Annotated in this window: 14 protein-coding genes; 6 read left to right on the top strand and 8 right to left on the bottom strand. The window is 63.4% G+C overall.

All coding sequences use genetic code 11. The features are described 5' to 3' along the window. Positions 1-151 precede the first annotated feature (151 nt). On the bottom strand, positions 152-1,834 hold the full coding sequence (locus J7I89_RS16620; protein ID WP_308159946.1) for a RecQ family ATP-dependent DNA helicase: 1,683 nt from the start codon (positions 1,832-1,834) through the stop codon (positions 152-154). Positions 1,835-2,126: 292 nt separating this feature from the next. On the opposite strand from J7I89_RS16620, the gene J7I89_RS16615 reads away from it, so the two are divergent. From J7I89_RS16615 to J7I89_RS16595, 5 genes are all read left to right on the top strand, one after another. Further along, positions 2,127-3,185 (top strand): LacI family DNA-binding transcriptional regulator, encoded by a 1,059-nt coding sequence (locus tag J7I89_RS16615; RefSeq protein ID WP_214972638.1) that lies wholly within the window; start codon positions 2,127-2,129, stop codon positions 3,183-3,185. A gap of 209 nt (positions 3,186-3,394) precedes the next feature. After that, positions 3,395-4,714 carry an MFS transporter gene (locus J7I89_RS16610; protein WP_251045428.1) on the top strand — a complete coding sequence of 440 codons (1,320 nt, stop codon included), beginning with the start codon at positions 3,395-3,397 and terminating at the stop codon, positions 4,712-4,714. Between the two features lie 31 nt (positions 4,715-4,745). Then, the gene (locus J7I89_RS16605) at positions 4,746-5,510 is read left to right on the top strand and encodes an SDR family oxidoreductase (RefSeq protein ID WP_214972630.1); all 765 of its coding nucleotides are present in this window, start codon (positions 4,746-4,748) and stop codon (positions 5,508-5,510) included. Between the two features lie 26 nt (positions 5,511-5,536). After that, positions 5,537-6,469, top strand: a complete 933-nt coding sequence (locus tag J7I89_RS16600) for a 3-keto-5-aminohexanoate cleavage protein (RefSeq protein ID WP_214972628.1) — start codon at positions 5,537-5,539, stop codon at positions 6,467-6,469. A gap of 609 nt (positions 6,470-7,078) precedes the next feature. After that, positions 7,079-8,152 carry a TM2 domain-containing protein gene (locus tag J7I89_RS16595; protein ID WP_214972625.1) on the top strand — a complete coding sequence of 358 codons (1,074 nt, stop codon included), beginning with the start codon at positions 7,079-7,081 and terminating at the stop codon, positions 8,150-8,152. A gap of 820 nt (positions 8,153-8,972) precedes the next feature. On the opposite strand, the gene J7I89_RS16590 is transcribed toward J7I89_RS16595, so the two are convergent. After that, positions 8,973-9,191: a hypothetical protein gene (locus tag J7I89_RS16590; protein WP_214972622.1), complete on the bottom strand. Its 219-nt coding sequence runs from the start codon at positions 9,189-9,191 to the stop codon at positions 8,973-8,975. Positions 9,192-9,425: 234 nt separating this feature from the next. Here J7I89_RS16590 and J7I89_RS16585 point away from each other — a divergent pair, with 234 nt between their 5' ends. Then, the gene (locus tag J7I89_RS16585; protein WP_251045427.1) at positions 9,426-9,770 is read left to right on the top strand and encodes a cupin domain-containing protein; all 345 of its coding nucleotides are present in this window, start codon (positions 9,426-9,428) and stop codon (positions 9,768-9,770) included. Between the two features lie 89 nt (positions 9,771-9,859). On the opposite strand, the gene J7I89_RS16580 is transcribed toward J7I89_RS16585, so the two are convergent. The 6 genes from J7I89_RS16580 to J7I89_RS16555 form a co-directional block, all read right to left on the bottom strand. After that, positions 9,860-10,531, bottom strand: coding sequence for a GntR family transcriptional regulator (locus J7I89_RS16580; RefSeq protein ID WP_214972617.1), 672 nt, complete (start codon positions 10,529-10,531; stop codon positions 9,860-9,862). Between the two features lie 124 nt (positions 10,532-10,655). Then, positions 10,656-11,423, bottom strand: coding sequence for an amino acid ABC transporter ATP-binding protein (locus J7I89_RS16575; RefSeq protein ID WP_214972615.1), 768 nt, complete (start codon positions 11,421-11,423; stop codon positions 10,656-10,658). Next, the gene (locus tag J7I89_RS16570; protein ID WP_308159941.1) at positions 11,420-12,226 is read right to left on the bottom strand and encodes an amino acid ABC transporter permease; all 807 of its coding nucleotides are present in this window, start codon (positions 12,224-12,226) and stop codon (positions 11,420-11,422) included. The genes J7I89_RS16575 and J7I89_RS16570 overlap by 4 nt, the downstream gene beginning before the upstream one ends. Before the next feature lie 134 nt (positions 12,227-12,360). Next, positions 12,361-13,287: an ABC transporter substrate-binding protein gene (locus J7I89_RS16565; RefSeq protein ID WP_214972613.1), complete on the bottom strand. Its 927-nt coding sequence runs from the start codon at positions 13,285-13,287 to the stop codon at positions 12,361-12,363. A gap of 246 nt (positions 13,288-13,533) precedes the next feature. Further along, on the bottom strand, positions 13,534-14,226 hold the full coding sequence (locus J7I89_RS16560) for a GntR family transcriptional regulator (protein ID WP_251045426.1): 693 nt from the start codon (positions 14,224-14,226) through the stop codon (positions 13,534-13,536). Positions 14,227-14,266: 40 nt separating this feature from the next. Then, a complete protein-coding gene (locus tag J7I89_RS16555) occupies positions 14,267-15,721 on the bottom strand; it encodes an NAD-dependent succinate-semialdehyde dehydrogenase (protein ID WP_214972611.1) in 1,455 nt (484 codons plus the stop codon). Between the last annotated feature and the right edge of the window lie 2 nt (positions 15,722-15,723).

Genomic DNA, 15,723 nt, shown 5'->3' with positions numbered 1-15,723 from the left:
GCGTCACGTCTTGCTGTCAACAGGTTACGGCGCGGGTTGCGGCCCAAGTAGGTAGCAGCACACGCCGTTCCCAGGGCTGAGAACGGTGTGTGCTGCTACCCAGTTGGGGGTGCGAAACCGGCCCGGCCAGCCACCCAACCGGTCCGGCCCGTCACCTTGCCAGCGTGAGGAGCTTTCCCTCCGTGACGGCCTGCCGGGACAGCGTCTTGTAACCCTCCTGCTCGAACAGCACTGTGATCACGTCTTCCTCGTGCCGCATCACCAGGCCGGGCCCCCATTCCTTGTGCACAACGGCGGCCTGGAGCGGGAAAGGTTCCCCGCCCGCGGCGGCCGCGGCGCCGTCGTCGTAGTCCTCCTCGTAAGCGGAGCCGTCCGCGCAGGTATCGCAGTTTCCGCACGGCTCGGGAAGGTCCTCGCCGAAGTAGCCCAGCAGGAACTGGCGCCGGCAGCCGTCCGTCTCGGCGTAGCCGCGCGCCATCTCGATGCGGGAACGGTCCACGCGCTGGCGCGCTTCGGCCAGTTCGACGGCGTGTTCCACCACCTTGGGCAGTTTGGCGCCGGCGTCGAGCCGGATGCCGCGCTTGCCCGCCTTCACGGCACGGGTCTCCTGCAGTTGGTTCAGCAGGCCGGTGAGGCGACGGGCGGAGAGTCCGGTCTGCTCGGCGAGGGCCCTCTGCGTGAGTGGTGCGTCGGCCGCGCGCAGCACCTGAAGGACAGCCAGCAGCGATTCCTCGTCCGGCGCGTGCGTCCCGAAGAACTTGCGCAGGCCCAGGTCCTCGGGCCGGTAGTGCAGGACGGCGGCGGCCGGTTCGCCGTCGCGGCCGGAGCGGCCTATCTCCTGGTAGTAGCTGTCCAGGGACTCCGGGATGTCCGCATGGATCACGAAACGGACGTTGGGTTTGTCGATGCCCATGCCAAACGCGGTGGTGGCCACCACGACGTCGAGTTCGTCGTCGAGGAACTGCTCGTGGACCCGGTCCCGCTCGCCCTGCTTCCGGCCGGCGTGGTACGCCTCGGCGCGCAGGCCGCGCCCGGCCAGCTCGGCGGCGTAGGTTTCGGTGTCCTTGCGGGTGGCGGCGTAGAGGAGGCCCGGGCCCTTGAGGTTTGCCACCTGATCCAGCACGGCGCGGCGCTTGTCGCTGTCCTGGAGGTGGCGGACCACCTCGAGCCGGATGTTGGGGCGGTCGAAGCCGTGGACCAGCACCAGCGGGTCCTTCATCTTCAGGCGCCGCTGGATCTCGTCGCGCACCGGGGGAGATGCGGTGGCGGTCAGCGCGGCGACGGGCGGATTGCCGAGATTTTGGCGGACCTCGCCGAGCCGGAGATAGTCAGGGCGGAAGTCGTGCCCCCACGAGGACACGCAGTGGGCCTCGTCCACCACGAACAGCGAGACGTTCAGGGCGGCGAGCCGCTCCGCGGTTTCGGCCTTGGCCAGCTGCTCGGGCGCGAGGAAGATGAAGGCCGCGTCGCCCCGTTCCGCGGCTTCCCAGGCGGCATCAACGTCGGAATCGCTGCGCCCGGAGTTGATGGCGACGGCGGCTTCCCCGCCGAGGTCTTCCAGCAGTCCGTCCAGCTGGTCCTCCTGCAGCGCGATGAGCGGGGAAACGACGACGGCGGGACCGGCCGCCGGGGCATCCGGACTTTCGCCGTGGCCGGCAAGCGTGCGGTGCAGGCGATGCGCACGGTGGAGGTGCAGTGCGGCCACCTGGTAGATGGCCGACTTTCCATAGCCGGTGGGCATCACGGCGAGGACGTCCCGGCCGGTGACAAGGGCGCGCATTCCGGCGAGCTGGCCGTCCCGGAGGCGGTCGAGGCCCAAGGCGCCGGCCGCGATCTGGCGGAGGTCGCCGTCGGGGTCTGTGGTGTTGGCGGCGGGACTTGGCGCGCTGGCGGCCGTGGCGGAGGAATCGCTGGGGGCTTGGTCGACAGTCAAAGGGCTACTCCCGGGGTGACGGTGCAGTGGCCGGACGTCTTCAGCCGTAGGCCCAGCCTAACGCGGCGGTGCGCTCCGTCGGGAAGTGCGGGGGCGCTGTGTTCTCGGGGAAAACTTAACGTTGCTTAAGGGTTTTACCCGCAACTAACGTAACTGAGGTCACATCAACCCGGATTGCAGGGAAGGAACGGTCATGAAACAGCCCAGCGGCAACGAAGCTGTGGTGACCCGTCCGTCCCCTGTATCGGCAGCGGCAGTCGCGAGGGCCGCGGGTGTTTCCGCTGCAGCGGTGTCCTATGTTCTCAACGGCAAGGGCGGCGTCTCCACGGAAACCAGGCGTCACATCATCGGCGTCGCCAACGAGCTGGGCTTCAGGCCCCGTAAGTCCACCCAGACCGCGGATCCCCAGCGGACGCGGGTCATCGGCCTGATCCTCCCCAACATCATCAACCCGATGTTTCCGCGGTGGGCCCAGAGCATCATCACGGCAGCGGCGGACTCGGGCTATGACGTTTTTGTCGCCACCACCCAGGATGATCCCGCAGTCCTGGCCCAGGTGACGGCCACCCTGGCCACCCGCAACGTGGACGGGATCATCCTCGCGGCGGCGCTCAGGGAGGACTCAACCGCCCTGCGCACCCTTCGCTCGGCGCGGATCCCGTACGTCTGCCTGTCCCGGCGCGCCGAATTCCTTCAGAGCGACTTCGTAGGAATCGACGATGACGCCGCGGCGACTCTGCTGATGGAGCACATGCTGGAACATGGCTACGCGGACATCGCCACGGTGATCGGACCACGGTTTTCCACCGCCTCGCTCGCGAGGGAACAGGCTTTCGTGCGCACCGCCGCCGCTGCCGGCATCACCATCGCCGGCGAACGCAGGATCAGCACCCGAGTCAACAATGAAGGGGGTCAGCTCGCTGCCGAGCGGCTCTTCTCATCGGAGCGGCCTCCGCGGGCGGTGGTCTGCGGGAGCGACGAGTTGGCGATCGGAGTCATGGAATATGCGTTGGCCCGGGGCCTTCGAATTCCGGACGACGTCGCCGTGGCAGGGTGTGACGGCCTCCCGCACAGCCGGTCCGGCCTCATCAACCTGACCAGCATCGTCCAGCCGCAGCAGGAGATGGCTCAAGAGGCCTTCGCCATGCTGCTGAAGCGTATCGATGCACCAACCAACACCTACAGTTCCCTGATCTGCCCGCATCGGCTGCATCTGGGGAAGACGTGTGGCTGCAACCCGCCGGATACCTGATCCCCGCAAGCCAACCAGCTCCGCTACAAAACCAGGCCAGTTCCTCTACAAACCAGGCCTATTCCACCTCATGACCAGCGGCCCATCGAAGGACCCGCCGGTGCCAGTACCCTCGCCGCCCTATCCCGCCATGCCCACAAAAGCCCACCGCGCGGAACTTTTCCGCTCTGGACACTCCACGCAGGGCCCCAATTCAAGGACGAAGACCCATGTCAGCTGTATCCGCACCAACGAAGATGCGCACGCCGCAGGAAATCAACCGCGTGATTCTCCGCAGAGTCATGCCGCTGCTAATCGGCGCCTACATCATGGCATTCCTGGACCGCACGAATATCGGCATGGCCAAGGACCGCCTGGAAATCGACCTCGGACTTTCCGCCACCGCCTACGGGATCGGCGCCGGACTGTTCTTCCTGACCTACGCCCTCTCCGAGATCCCGTCCAACCTGATCATGCACAAGGTCGGCGCCCGCTTCTGGATCATGCGGATCATGATCACTTGGGGCATCATTTCGGCCGGCATGGCCTTCGTCCAGGGCGAATGGTCCTTTTACATCATGCGCATGCTGCTCGGCGTCGCGGAGGCCGGGCTCTTCCCCGGCGTCATGTACTTCCTGACGCAGTGGTTTGTGGTCAGGGACCGGGCCAAGGCCAACGGCATGTTCCTACTGGGCGTGTCCATCGCCAACATCGTCGGCGCCCCGCTGGGCGGACTCCTGCTGACCATGGACGGTTTCGCCGGACTGCACGGCTGGCAGTGGATGTTCATCATTGAAGGCCTGCCCGCCTGCGTCCTCGCCTACGTGGTCTGGAAGAAACTCCCGGACCGGCCCACGAAGGCCACGTTCCTCACCGCGGAGGAAGCCACCGACCTCGAAGCCCGCATCGCTGCAGAAGAGAGAGCCGGCGCGGAAGCCTCCGGAAACCACCGCCTCCGTGACGTACTCAAGGACAAGCAGATCCTCCTCGTGGTCGGCGTCTACTTCACGCACCAGATCGCCGTCTACGCACTGTCCTACTTCCTGCCCTCCATCATCGGCACCTACGGCAAGCTCAGCCCGATCCAGATCGGCCTGCTGACGGCCATCCCGTGGATCTTCTCCGCCGCCGGCGCCCTGCTGGTGCCCCGCTTCGCCACCGACGGCAGGCGCTCACGACTCCTGGTCACCGGCACGATGATCGGCATCATCGCCGGATTCGCCATCGGCGCCGTCGGCGGCCCGGTGCTCGGCATGATCGGCTTCTGCCTCGCCGCATTCAACTTCTTCGCCCTGCAGCCCATCCTCTTCACCTACCCGGCCACCCGCCTCAGCGGCGCCGCCCTCGCCGGAGGCATCGCGTTCGTCAACACCATCGGCCTGTTCGGTGGCTTCCTCGGCCCGTACGTCATGGGCTTCATGCAGGACGCCACAGGCTCCAAGCTCTCCGGCCTGTGGTTCATCGTGGCCATGTGCACGGTGGGGGCGCTGCTGTCCCTGATGCTCAAGCGAGGCACGGAGAAGCCGCAGGCCGTCCCCGCAGCGCACTGACTCAACCGAACCACTCAGGCAAGGAAAACTCATGGACTTCACCGCAAAAAGGGTCCTGGTCACGGCCGGGGCCAACGGCATCGGCATGGCCATCGCCAATAAGTTCCGGGACCTGGGCGCCACCGTCTTCGTCACTGACATCGACGCCGACGCCGTCGAGAAGGCCCGCGTCAACGGCCTGGCCGCCGGCGTCAGCGACGTCTCCGACGAGGACCAGGTCCGCCACCTCATGAACACGGTCAGCGAGGAACTCGGCGGCCTGGACGTGCTGGTCAACAACGCCGGCATCGCAGGTCCCACCGGCCCGCTCGAGACGCTCGATGCGGCGGCCTGGAAAGCGACCTTCGACGTCAACATCCACGGCCAGTTCTTCTGCATCAAGCACGCCCTGCCAATGCTGCGGCAGGGAAGGGACGCCTCGATCGTGAACCTCTCCTCCGCGGCCGGCAGGCTGGGAATGGCGGGGCGCAGTGCCTACTCGGCGTCGAAGTGGGCCGTCGTGGGGCTGACCAAGACCCTCGCGATCGAACTGGGCCCGGACAAGATCCGCGTCAACGCGATCTGCCCCGGCGCAGTCAACGGCCCCAGGATCGACGCCGTCATCGCAGCGAAGGCGCGGATGCTGGAGCTGCCCGAGGACGAGGTGTCCGCGCTGTATCACAGCCAGTCTTCGCTGGGCCGGCTGATCGAAGCCGAGGACATCGCCAACATGGCCGCATTTGCCGCCAGCGATATGGCACGCAATGTCAACGGCCAGGCGCTGGCGGTCGACGGCAACACCGAAAAACTCTACTGAACCGGTCCACCGAAGGAGAAGAACCCATGGCTACCGCTCGCAAGGTCATCATCACCAGCGCCGTCACCGGCGCCATCCATACCCCCTCCATGTCCAGGTACCTGCCGGTCTCGCCGGATGAAATCGCCGACGCCGCCATCGGCGCCGCTGAGGCCGGCGCCGCCATCGTGCACATGCATGCCCGCGATCCCCGGGACGGGCGCCCGTCGCAGGACCCGGAGCACTTCGCCCCGATCCTGGACAAGCTCAAGCGCAACACGGATGCGGTCATCAACATCACCACGGGCGGCTCCCCGCACATGACCGTCGAGGAGCGCATGCGGCCCGCGGCCCTGTTCAGGCCCGAGCTGGCGTCGCTCAACATGGGATCGATGAACTTCGGGCTGTACCCGATGCTGGACCGCTTCACCGAGTTCGGCCACGAGTGGGAGCGGGAAGGACTCGAAAAGAGCCGCGACCTTGTGTTCAAGAACACCTTCCAGGACATCGAGACCATCCTGGGCATCGGCAACGAGAACGGCACGCGGTTCGAGTTCGAGTGCTACGACATCTCGCACCTGAACAACCTGGCCCACTTCCACGCCCGCGGCCTCGCCAAGGGCCCGCTGTTCGTCCAGTCCGTCTTCGGCCTGCTCGGCGGGATCGGTGCGCATCCCGAGGACCTGATGCACATGAGACGCACGGCCGACCGGCTGCTGGGCGGGGACTACGAATGGTCCATCCTGGGAGCCGGGAAGAACCAGATGCCGCTCGCCACGATCGGGGCGGCCATGGGCTCCCACGTGCGCGTGGGCCTGGAGGATTCCCTGTGGATCGGCCCCGGACAGCTGGCCACGTCCAACGCGGAGCAGGTCACCCGAATCCGGACCATCCTCGAGGCCCTCAACTTCGAGATTGCCACCCCGGACGAAGCCCGGCAGATGCTGCAGCTCAAGGGCCGCGAGAACGTCGGTTTCTGACGCGGCCCAAGTAGGTAGCAGCTCACGTCGTTCTCAGGGCTGACAACGACGTGAGCTGCTACTCAGTTGGGGGATGCCCCGGGGCTTCGGCGGCCGACACAGTGAGCCTGGTGAGGCAGATCGGCGTCGAGCCCGCGTAGCGCTGCCAACGGCATTTAAACGACGACGGCGGGTACCCGCCGTCGTCGTTTGCCCTTAATGCGGGGAGCATCACAAGCCGCCACACGGCGTGTTGTGGAACGCCACGCGGCGGTGACACGCGGAGTCCCTGAAGGCAGGTATCATCCCTTCTGGGGGCGGGGACGCCGCACGTCAAAATGGGGGATATCAGCGCATGTGCATGCCATAAAAGCCTAAGGAATTCGGCGCGCTTTCAGAGCCCTGCGGGGGATCTGAAAGCGTGCTTGCCGCAGCGGGCCACGGCCCGTCACGCTCCGGAGGATTCGGCCTGCTCCTGCCTGCTGAACCTGCCGTCTCTACCCCCTTCCGCCGAACCAACTGCCTGCTGAGCCCTGCGGCTCCGTTGGCAGTGCGGCAACCTCCCCACTCAGCACCACTACTCCACGCACAATCGGCGACCCCTGCCGTCGCCAGCCCGAAAGGACGACCATGAGCCAGCCCGGCCCAACCCCGCCGCCACCGCTTGCCTCCGACTACACCACCTACGGTGTCCCTCAGTTTCCCGCCGGGCAGCAGTATGGCGACGGGCAGTATCCTGGCCAGTTCGGTGCACCGCAGCAGTTCCCTGCTCCGCAGAAGTCCTTCCTCACCACCTGGCTGCTGTCGCTGTTCCTGGGCGGGCTGGGTGTGGACCGCTTCTACCTGGGGAAGATCGGCACCGGCATCGCCAAGCTGCTCACCGCGGGCGGCCTTGGGGTCTGGTCCCTCGTGGACCTGATCATCACGCTGGCCGGCAAGCAGACCGACAAGAACCGCCAGCCGCTGGCGGGGTATGGCCAGCACAAGGTGCTTGCGATTGTGGTCTCTGCCGTCCTGGTGGTGGGCGGCATGGTGATCGGAGCGGTCAGCGGGGCCGTGGCGGCCCTGGCCGTCCAGAGTGCTGCCACCTCGCCGATCATCTCGGCTGCACCGGTCACGGATGAGACTGCGGCTGCCGCGAATTCCTCCGAGACGCCCTCGGCGTCCGCGGAAGCAACGGCGGGGGAGGACCGTCCTTTGCTGGAGGCACAGACTCTGACCGGCACGGGCGACGACATCAAGACCGTTGACCTCAAGGGTCTTCCGGCCGTGGTGACGTTCACCTGCAGCGCCTGCAGCGGGAACACGGTCCTGGAGACCAATGGGGCGGAAATGCTCCTGGTCAACACCATCGGCGGCTACACCGGCTCGCATCTCGTTGACACCAGCGCCGGTACAGCCACCTCTGAATTCAGCATCAGCGCCGATGCCGCGTGGACGTTGAAGATCGAGGACGTCGAGACCGTCCCCACCTCCGCGGGCAAGGCCGGCGGGCACGGCGACAAGGTGCTCTACTGGGACGCGCCGGGCACCAAGGCCGCCATCACCAACAAGGGCGAGGGCAACTTCGTGGTGGAAGGGTTCGGCAGCGACATCCCCGAGCTCGCCGTCAACAAGATCGGCGCCTACAGCGGCACCGTCCAGCTGACGCCCGGCTTCGTCCAGGTGAACTCCGACGGTGACTGGACCATCACCGCGAAGTAGCAGCATCAGGGCACGGCCGCGCGAGCAGGTGGCCTGACTCGAAAACCAGATGGCCCTGCCGGACTTCACGTCCGGCAGGGCCATCTTTTTGCCGGGCCACCTGCCAAGGAAAGAACGACGGCGGGACGGCCGCCCGGGCGGGCTCCGGCGTCGTGCTGTCCAAGTGAGGGAAGGATCAGCCCTGCAGTGAGTACGCCTTCGGCAGCTTCAGCTGCGTTCCTCCATGAGGGTGCTCAGGCGGGCAGTTTGGATTCACGGCACCTTGGCGCTGCCCGCTGACCTTACAGCTTTCCTCGGTGCCGTGCGAGGAGGTTGAGTTGCCGTGAAACGGCTTCTAGCCGATCGGCTCGCGACGCCGGCCTTTTGTTCATTCGGCGTTTCGGCTCGGGAGAGCCATGAGAAGACACGACACGTACGCGCAAAAGACTGGATTGCTGCTCGGACGCTGAGGTGGAGAGGGGGTCGTGGAATACCATCTCCGGACCGAGTTGTGGGGGAGCTACGGCCGGCAACGACTTCGGACTGTTGCGGCTGGGGTCCTTGGCCATACTGGACATTGCCTCAGTCACTGGAACGCGCCCAGTTGAACATTAACAGCCAGGAGGACGGCACCCAGGGCAAGGACTCCGGCGGAGATCTGCAATAGAACGTTGCCTTCGAACTTCCTCCCGCGGCATTCACGTCTTGCTGACCACGGTAGATGCGAGACTGCGCTTGAGCTGGTTAGGAGCCCTGCTGTGATGAGCAAGATCAGGCTGAGCATTGCGCCAGGCCCCACGTTCCGCAGAGGCTTTCGAACCGACGTATTCGCATAGTCTGCCTAGTAGGAGTAGACATTGCCGGAAATCAGTAGGTCGTAGTCATCCTCGACATGGAAGAGGCGACGGTCTCCGATCTGGTCTGTCACCCAAATCGTTCGACCATCCTCAGTCCGCTCATCGATGGAACCCTTGTAGCATTCGACGCCCTGCCGGCAAAGAGTGATGACGTCTCCGCGCTGAAGGGACGTCCACATGGATACACGACGGCTCTGTCGCATTTTTGTGTGCCTTTCTGTGAATTGCCTCGGCGGCCGGGGCCTCTGCCCTCGCCATCCTTGGCTCCGGAAGGACGGTACGTAGTCCGGGGCGGCCACCGGTGGAAAAACTTCCATCCTGAGTCTATCGTCGATTGTTGACAATTGCTAGGATGAAAACCGTGCCTTCCAAAGAGGTCAGGCATCTACGTACAGGGCGCAGCCCAAGAAGGAGCAACTATGGTCAAGGCGACCGTCATGAGCGATGCGACAACCGCAAACCCGGGGGAGCACAAGTCCAAGGAAACCTCAATTACCGAAGGACAGACTGAGGTGTCCCTGCGTCTTTGGGCCAGGGACGACTTCAGGACGGGCATTTGGGAGGTAACTCCGGGAACGTTCAAGAGCACCCGGCCCGGCTACGACGAGATCTGCCAGATTCTGAGCGGGACCGCCACCATCACGGAGCCGGATGGCACCAGCTTCGACATCGGCCCGGGTTCCTTGTTCGTTACTCCTGCCGGCTGGGAGGGCAGCTGGACTATCCATGAGACGCTGCGCAAGATGTGGGTTGTTAAGGACCTTCCGCCCACGACCGAGTAATCCTCAAACCGCAAGAGCTCCCGGGCAGCAGCAGCTGTCCGGGGGCTCTTGTCCAGAAGCTGTTGCCAAGTGCTGCGCCTGCGTGTCAGCTAACTGCTGGCGGTGAGATCCTCCACGGCCTTTTGCATGTGCCGTTTGATGGCGTTCTGAAGTCCCCTTCTGTCTCGTGCTTCCAGGAGATCCAGGATGTTCTGGTGCTCCTGCACGAGAACATCCACGCGAGGATAGGAGACTTCCAGACGGAGAATACACATTCGGGATTCGGCGGCCAGTGTCTCGTAGATCCGGATCAGGCGGGAGTTTCCTGTGCCTGCGACGAAGGAGGTGTGGAACTGCATGTCCAGCCGTGCGATCGCCTGCCAGTCGGAAACGGCAACCTGCTTCGCCATTTCCTTGATGATTCCCTGCAGCACGTCGCAGGTGTCTGTGATCTGTTCCTTCCTGCCATCCAGCAGTGTATTTGCTGCGGCTAATTCCACGGCCTCGCGGACGGCGTAGATCTCCTTGATGTCCTCGGTTGTAAGGTCCAGGACGAACACTCCGCGGTTGCGGTGGTTGACCAGGATCCCTTCCTGGCACAGTCGCTGCAGTGCTTCCCGGAGCGGTCCCCTGGACGTGCGCAGTCGGCTGGCCATGGCAGATTCATTGATCTGCTCTCCCGGACGGAAGATCCCCTGCACGATTTGTTCCCGCAGTTGATCGGCAATCAACTGGGCTGTGGGCCTTCCTTCCAGGACAAATAGTCCTTCGGTTGCCGCCATGTCATTCCTCATCTCACTCTTCGGCATATTACATCTACTAGATAGCGCAGGACGCGTGCAGCCCTGGAGACCCTATCCGGCCCGAGGCCTTTATGCGATTCACTTGGCTCTTTTCCGTTCATTGTTAGAGCACCTTTTCCAGGAAGGACTGGGTCCGGCGCTCCTTGGGATTGCGGAGGATTTCCCTGGCGTCGCCGCGTTCGACGACATAGCCGTCATCCATGAAGATCAGGGAGTCGGCGACTTCGCGGGCGAACCCCATTTCGTGGGTGACGACGACCATGGTCATGCCTTTCTTGGCGAGTTCCTTCATGACGGCGAGGACTTCGCCGACTTTTTCGGGGTCCAAGGCGGAGGTGGGTTCGTCGAAGAGCATGATTTCGGGGTCCATGGCCAAGGACCGGGCAATGGCTACCCGCTGCTGTTGTCCGCCGGAGAGCTGGGCGGGGTAGTAGTCGCCGAAACCGGCCAGACCGACGCTGGCCAACAGCTCGTGAGCCTGCCTGGCTGCTGCCCCCTTTTCGGCCCCTTTGACCAGCACGGGACCCGCCATGATGTTCTCTTGGGCAGTCATGTTCGGAAAGAGGTTGAATTGCTGGAAAACCATGCCGATTCTGGTGCGTTGTTCGGCGATTTGCTTCTTGTTGAGGCGATGGTAAGCGGTTTCCGTTTCGTAGTACCCCAAGTTTTCACCGTTGACTTTCAGGACTCCGGTATCGACGGTCTCCAGGCCGTTGATGCTGCGGAGGAGCGTTGATTTGCCGGAGCCGCTCGGGCCAATGATGCAACAGACCTCACCGCTGGCGATGTCCAGATCGACGTCTTTCAAGACTAATTTGGGACCGAAAGATTTTCGGATGGCTCGGGCGTGAATGGTGCCGTCGGTGCTCATCGGGCAATACCTTCTGGTGCTGTCAGCACAACCTTTTTCGCTTTCCGGGGAAGCCTGGAGGATGTGCGGGAGTATTTTTGCTCGAGCTTGGATTGCGGGTAGCTCAGCAGGAGGGTCATCACGAGGTACCAGAGGCTGGCGACGATCAGCAGCGGGATGGTCTCGTAGGTGCGGGCGTAGATGAGCTGGGCGCTTTGGAGCAGTTCGGCGACGCCCAGCACGCTGACGAGGGAGGTTTCCTTGAACATGCCGATGACCTGGTTTCCGGTCGCGGGGATGATCGAGGGCATCGCCTGCGGGATGATGACCTTGCGCATCTTCATCCCCCCGCTCATTCCCAGCGAGTCGGCGGCCTCGATCTGGCCCTTGCCGACGGCAGCGAACCCTCCTCGAATGATCTCCGCCATGTAGGCGGCTTCATTGAGGGTCAGGCCGATCAGGGCCGCCGTGATGGGCGCTATCAGGGCATTGACATCGACTGCGGTGCTGATGTCGGTGAACGGAATTCCGATGGTCAGGTTCGGGTACAGCGCGGCGATGTTGAACCAGAAGATGAGCTGCACCAGGACCGGTGTGCCACGGAACAGAGTGATGTAGACGCCGGCCGTGGCCGCGATCGGTTTGGTGCTGGAGGACCGCATGATCGCCAGCACCAGACCCAGAAGCGTTCCGAAGACCATGCTGGCGACGGTGAGGAAGATGGTGAGCATCAGGCCGCGGATGATGGTTTCGTGGGTGAAGTACCGGGCGACCACATGCCACTTGAAGTTTGGATTGGTCGATACGGAAAAGAGAATGCCCACGGCCAGCAGGCAACATATGATCCAGGCGACGTATTCAAAGGCACTTCGACGCCGCAGCCGTGGTTTGAGTGCGGGGTCTACCCGGCTCACGGTGGTTTCACGTCTGTGGCCATTGGAATTGAGCACAGTGTCCCCTAGTTAAGCTTTGCTTCGGTAATGGCGCCTGATTCGAGGCCCCAATTGGCGAGCGACTTCTTGTATTCGGCGCTGTCGAGAACGGACTGGATGGCCTTCTGCAGGGCCGGCGTCAGCGGCGAGCCCTTCTTTAGGGCAACGGCAACCACGTGATCCGAGCGCGTGTCCACCTGCGGAGTCAGAATCGTGAAAGTGTTCGGCTGCTGCGTTTCTGCCCAAACGAGCGAAACAGTGTCGTAGAAGACGCCGTCGATGCGCTTGGAGGCCAGCTGCGTGAGTGCCTCCTGGATGTTGGGAAGCGTGACGCCGTTGATGGCGGGCTTGCCCTTGGATGTGCAGGTCCACTCAGAGACGTTCGGTAGATGCTTCAGCTGAGCATTCGAGCCTTTCGTGACCGCAATGCTCCTGCCGCACATGTCATCGTTGCTGATATTTAGGGGATTGCCTGTGCTCACGGCAACAGAAACCCCTCCATTGAAGTAATCGATCATGTCCAGCACCTTCAGCCGCTCAGCGCTGGGGGACATGGTGGTGGCGGTGAAGTCATAGCGGCCACCGTCAAGACCGGGAATGATGGTGTCGAACGCAGTGTTCTCGAACTTCAGCTTCAGTCCAAGTTTCTTGGCAATCAGCCGTGCCATGTCCGGGTTGAGGCCGATGGGTGTGCTGTTGTCATCGGCGAGGAAAGTCGTGGGCGGGTAGTGAAGGTCCATGGCCACCGTGAGTTCGCCCTTGTCCTTGTAGGACTGCGGCAAGAGCTTGACCGCGGCCTCGTAGGGCTGGACTCCCTCGGAGATGTCAGCCGTATTTGACGTGTTCGAGCCCTCCCGTGCCGGATCACTGCCGCAGCCGGCGCCGCTGGCGCCGAGTGCCAACAGAATCATCAATCCCGCAACTGCGCGCTGGACTTTGCTTCTGGTCTTCATCGCTGCTTCCCTGGGCAAGGGGGTGGTGCTGGAGTCGACTCCTGATCGGACCGCCCCTAACGTTTCTTACCTAATAATGGAACCACTCGGATCGCAGATCATCGACAATTTACAGAAGTTTTTTGCGGGTATCTTTTCGTCTCGTCTTATACACGTCGCAGGCTTCCCATAAAGGCAAAAGGGAAGAGGTGGCCAGGTCCATAAGACCTGGCCACCTCTTCACTGTGGATCTGCCCGAGGAACGCCCTAGGCGGTGATTTCGCTGTCTTGCCTCGTGACGGTGAGATCCTCAACAGCCTGGTGCAGGTGGCGCTTGACGGCCTGCTGCAGTCCCTTCCGGTCCGTTGCTTCGAGCAGGTCCAAAAGGTTCTGGTGTTCCTGCACCAGCACGTCCAGACGGGGGTAGGCAACTTCCAGGCTGAGAATGCACATTCTCGATTCCGCTGCCAGTGTCTCGTAAATCCGGATCAGGCGGCTATTTCCCGTGCCGGCAACGAAGGTGGTGTGGAATTGCATGTCCAGCCGTGCAATGGCCTGCCAGTCGGATACGGCAACGTGCTTCGCCATGTCCCTGATGATTTCCTTCAGCACCTGGCAGGTGTCGTTGATCTGGTCCTGCCCGGCGTCCATCAAGGCGTTGGACGCGGCCAGTTCCACCGCCTCGCGGACGGCGTAGATCTCCTTGATGTCGGCGGTCGAAAGCTCCAGGACGAAGACTCCACGGTTACGGTGGCTGATCAGGAGACCCTCCTGGCACAGGCGCTGCAGTGCTTCCCGGAGTGGGCCCCTGGACGTACGCAACTGGCTGGCCACTGCAGATTCATTGATCTGCTGTCCCGGGCGGAAGGTCCCCTGGACGATCTGTTCCCGCAGCTGATCGGCGATCAGCTGCGCCGTGGGTCTTCCTTCCAGGACAAACAGTCCTTCTGGTGCCGCCATTGACATCCCCCTCATTTCATTCTTCGGCTTACTGTGCTTTCTAGACCGCTATTGCGGTGTACTTGGTCTCAAGAAATTCTTCGATGCCAATCTTGCCGCCTTCGCGTCCCAGCCCGGACTGCTTCACGCCGCCGAACGGTGCTGCGGGATTGGAAACAAGGCCGGTGTTCAGTCCGACCATGCCTACTTCCAGTTCTGCGGAGAAGCGCAGGGCCTTGTCCATGTTCTCAGTAAACACGTACCCAACGAGGCCCCACTCGGTGTCGTTGGCAAGGCGGAGGACTTCGTCCTCGCTGTCGAAGGGCGTAATGGCCGCGACCGGACCGAAGATCTCGGTGCTCATCAGTTCTGCATCGGCGGTCACGTCGGTCAGGACGGTGGGGGTGAAGAAGTATCCCGGGCCTTCCGGACGCGTTCCGCCGGTGAGGATCCGCGCACCCTTGTTGACCGCGTCCTTGACCAGGCTTTCAACCTTGTCCAGGCCCTTCTGTTCGATGAGAGGCCCGACCTCGGTTCCTTCCACGGCGCCGTTACCTACGTGCAGTTCGGACATCCTCTTGGCGAACTTCTCGCTGAATTCCTCCACCACTGACCGGTGCACGAAGAAACGGTTCGCGGCGGTGCAGGCCTCGCCCATGTTCCGCATTTTGGCCTTCATGGCGCCATCAACTGCCTTCTCGATGTCCGCGTCAGCCAGGACGATGAACGGGGCGTTTCCACCCAGTTCCATCGAGGAACGCATGACGTTGTCGGCCGCCTGGCGCAGCAGGATCTTGCCGACTTCGGTGGAGCCGGTGAAGCTGATCTTGCGGGCAATGCCGCTGCTGGTCCAGGTCCCCACGACGCTGGAGGCGCTGGAGGTCGTGACCACGTTCAGGACGCCGTCAGGAAGGCCTGCCTCCCTGAAGATCTGCACCAAGGCAAGGGACGTCAGCGGTGTCAGCTCGGCGGGTTTGAAGACCATGGTGCAGCCCGCGGCGACGGCGGGGGCGATCTTGCGGGCACCCATGGCCAGCGGGAAGTTCCACGGGGTGACCAGCACGCATGGGCCGACCGGTTCCTTGGTGATCATGATCCGGGTGTTGCCGTCAACGGAGGTGGCGTGGTCTCCGCCAATGCGGACGGCTTCTTCGGAAAACCAGCGAAGCATTTCGGCGCCGTAGGCCACTTCGCCCTTTGCCTCGGCCAGGGGCTTGCCCATCTCGGCAGTCATGATTGCCGCTAGACGGTCAGTGTTGGCAATAACCAGCTCAAAGGCGCGCCGCAGAATGTTGGCCCGTTCGCGGGGTGTGGACTTGCTCCACCCCGCCTGGGCGCGACCTGCGGCCTGAATGGCGGCGCGGGCTTCGTCGGGGCCGCCGTCGGCTACCTGGGCGATGATCTCATGGGTGGCCGGGTTTTCCACGGGGAAAGTGGCACCGCTGGCGGCCTTCTGCCAAGCGCCATCGATGAACAGGTCAGTGTGGAGAGTGGTTGGATCAAATGAGGAGCTCATGT

The organism is Arthrobacter sp. ISL-5 (genome assembly GCF_018613835.1).
In the GTDB taxonomy this organism is placed as follows: Bacteria; Actinomycetota; Actinomycetes; order Actinomycetales; family Micrococcaceae; genus Arthrobacter.
Note: the sequence above shows the minus strand (reverse complement) of the source record. Positions and strands in the feature narration are given on the sequence as shown.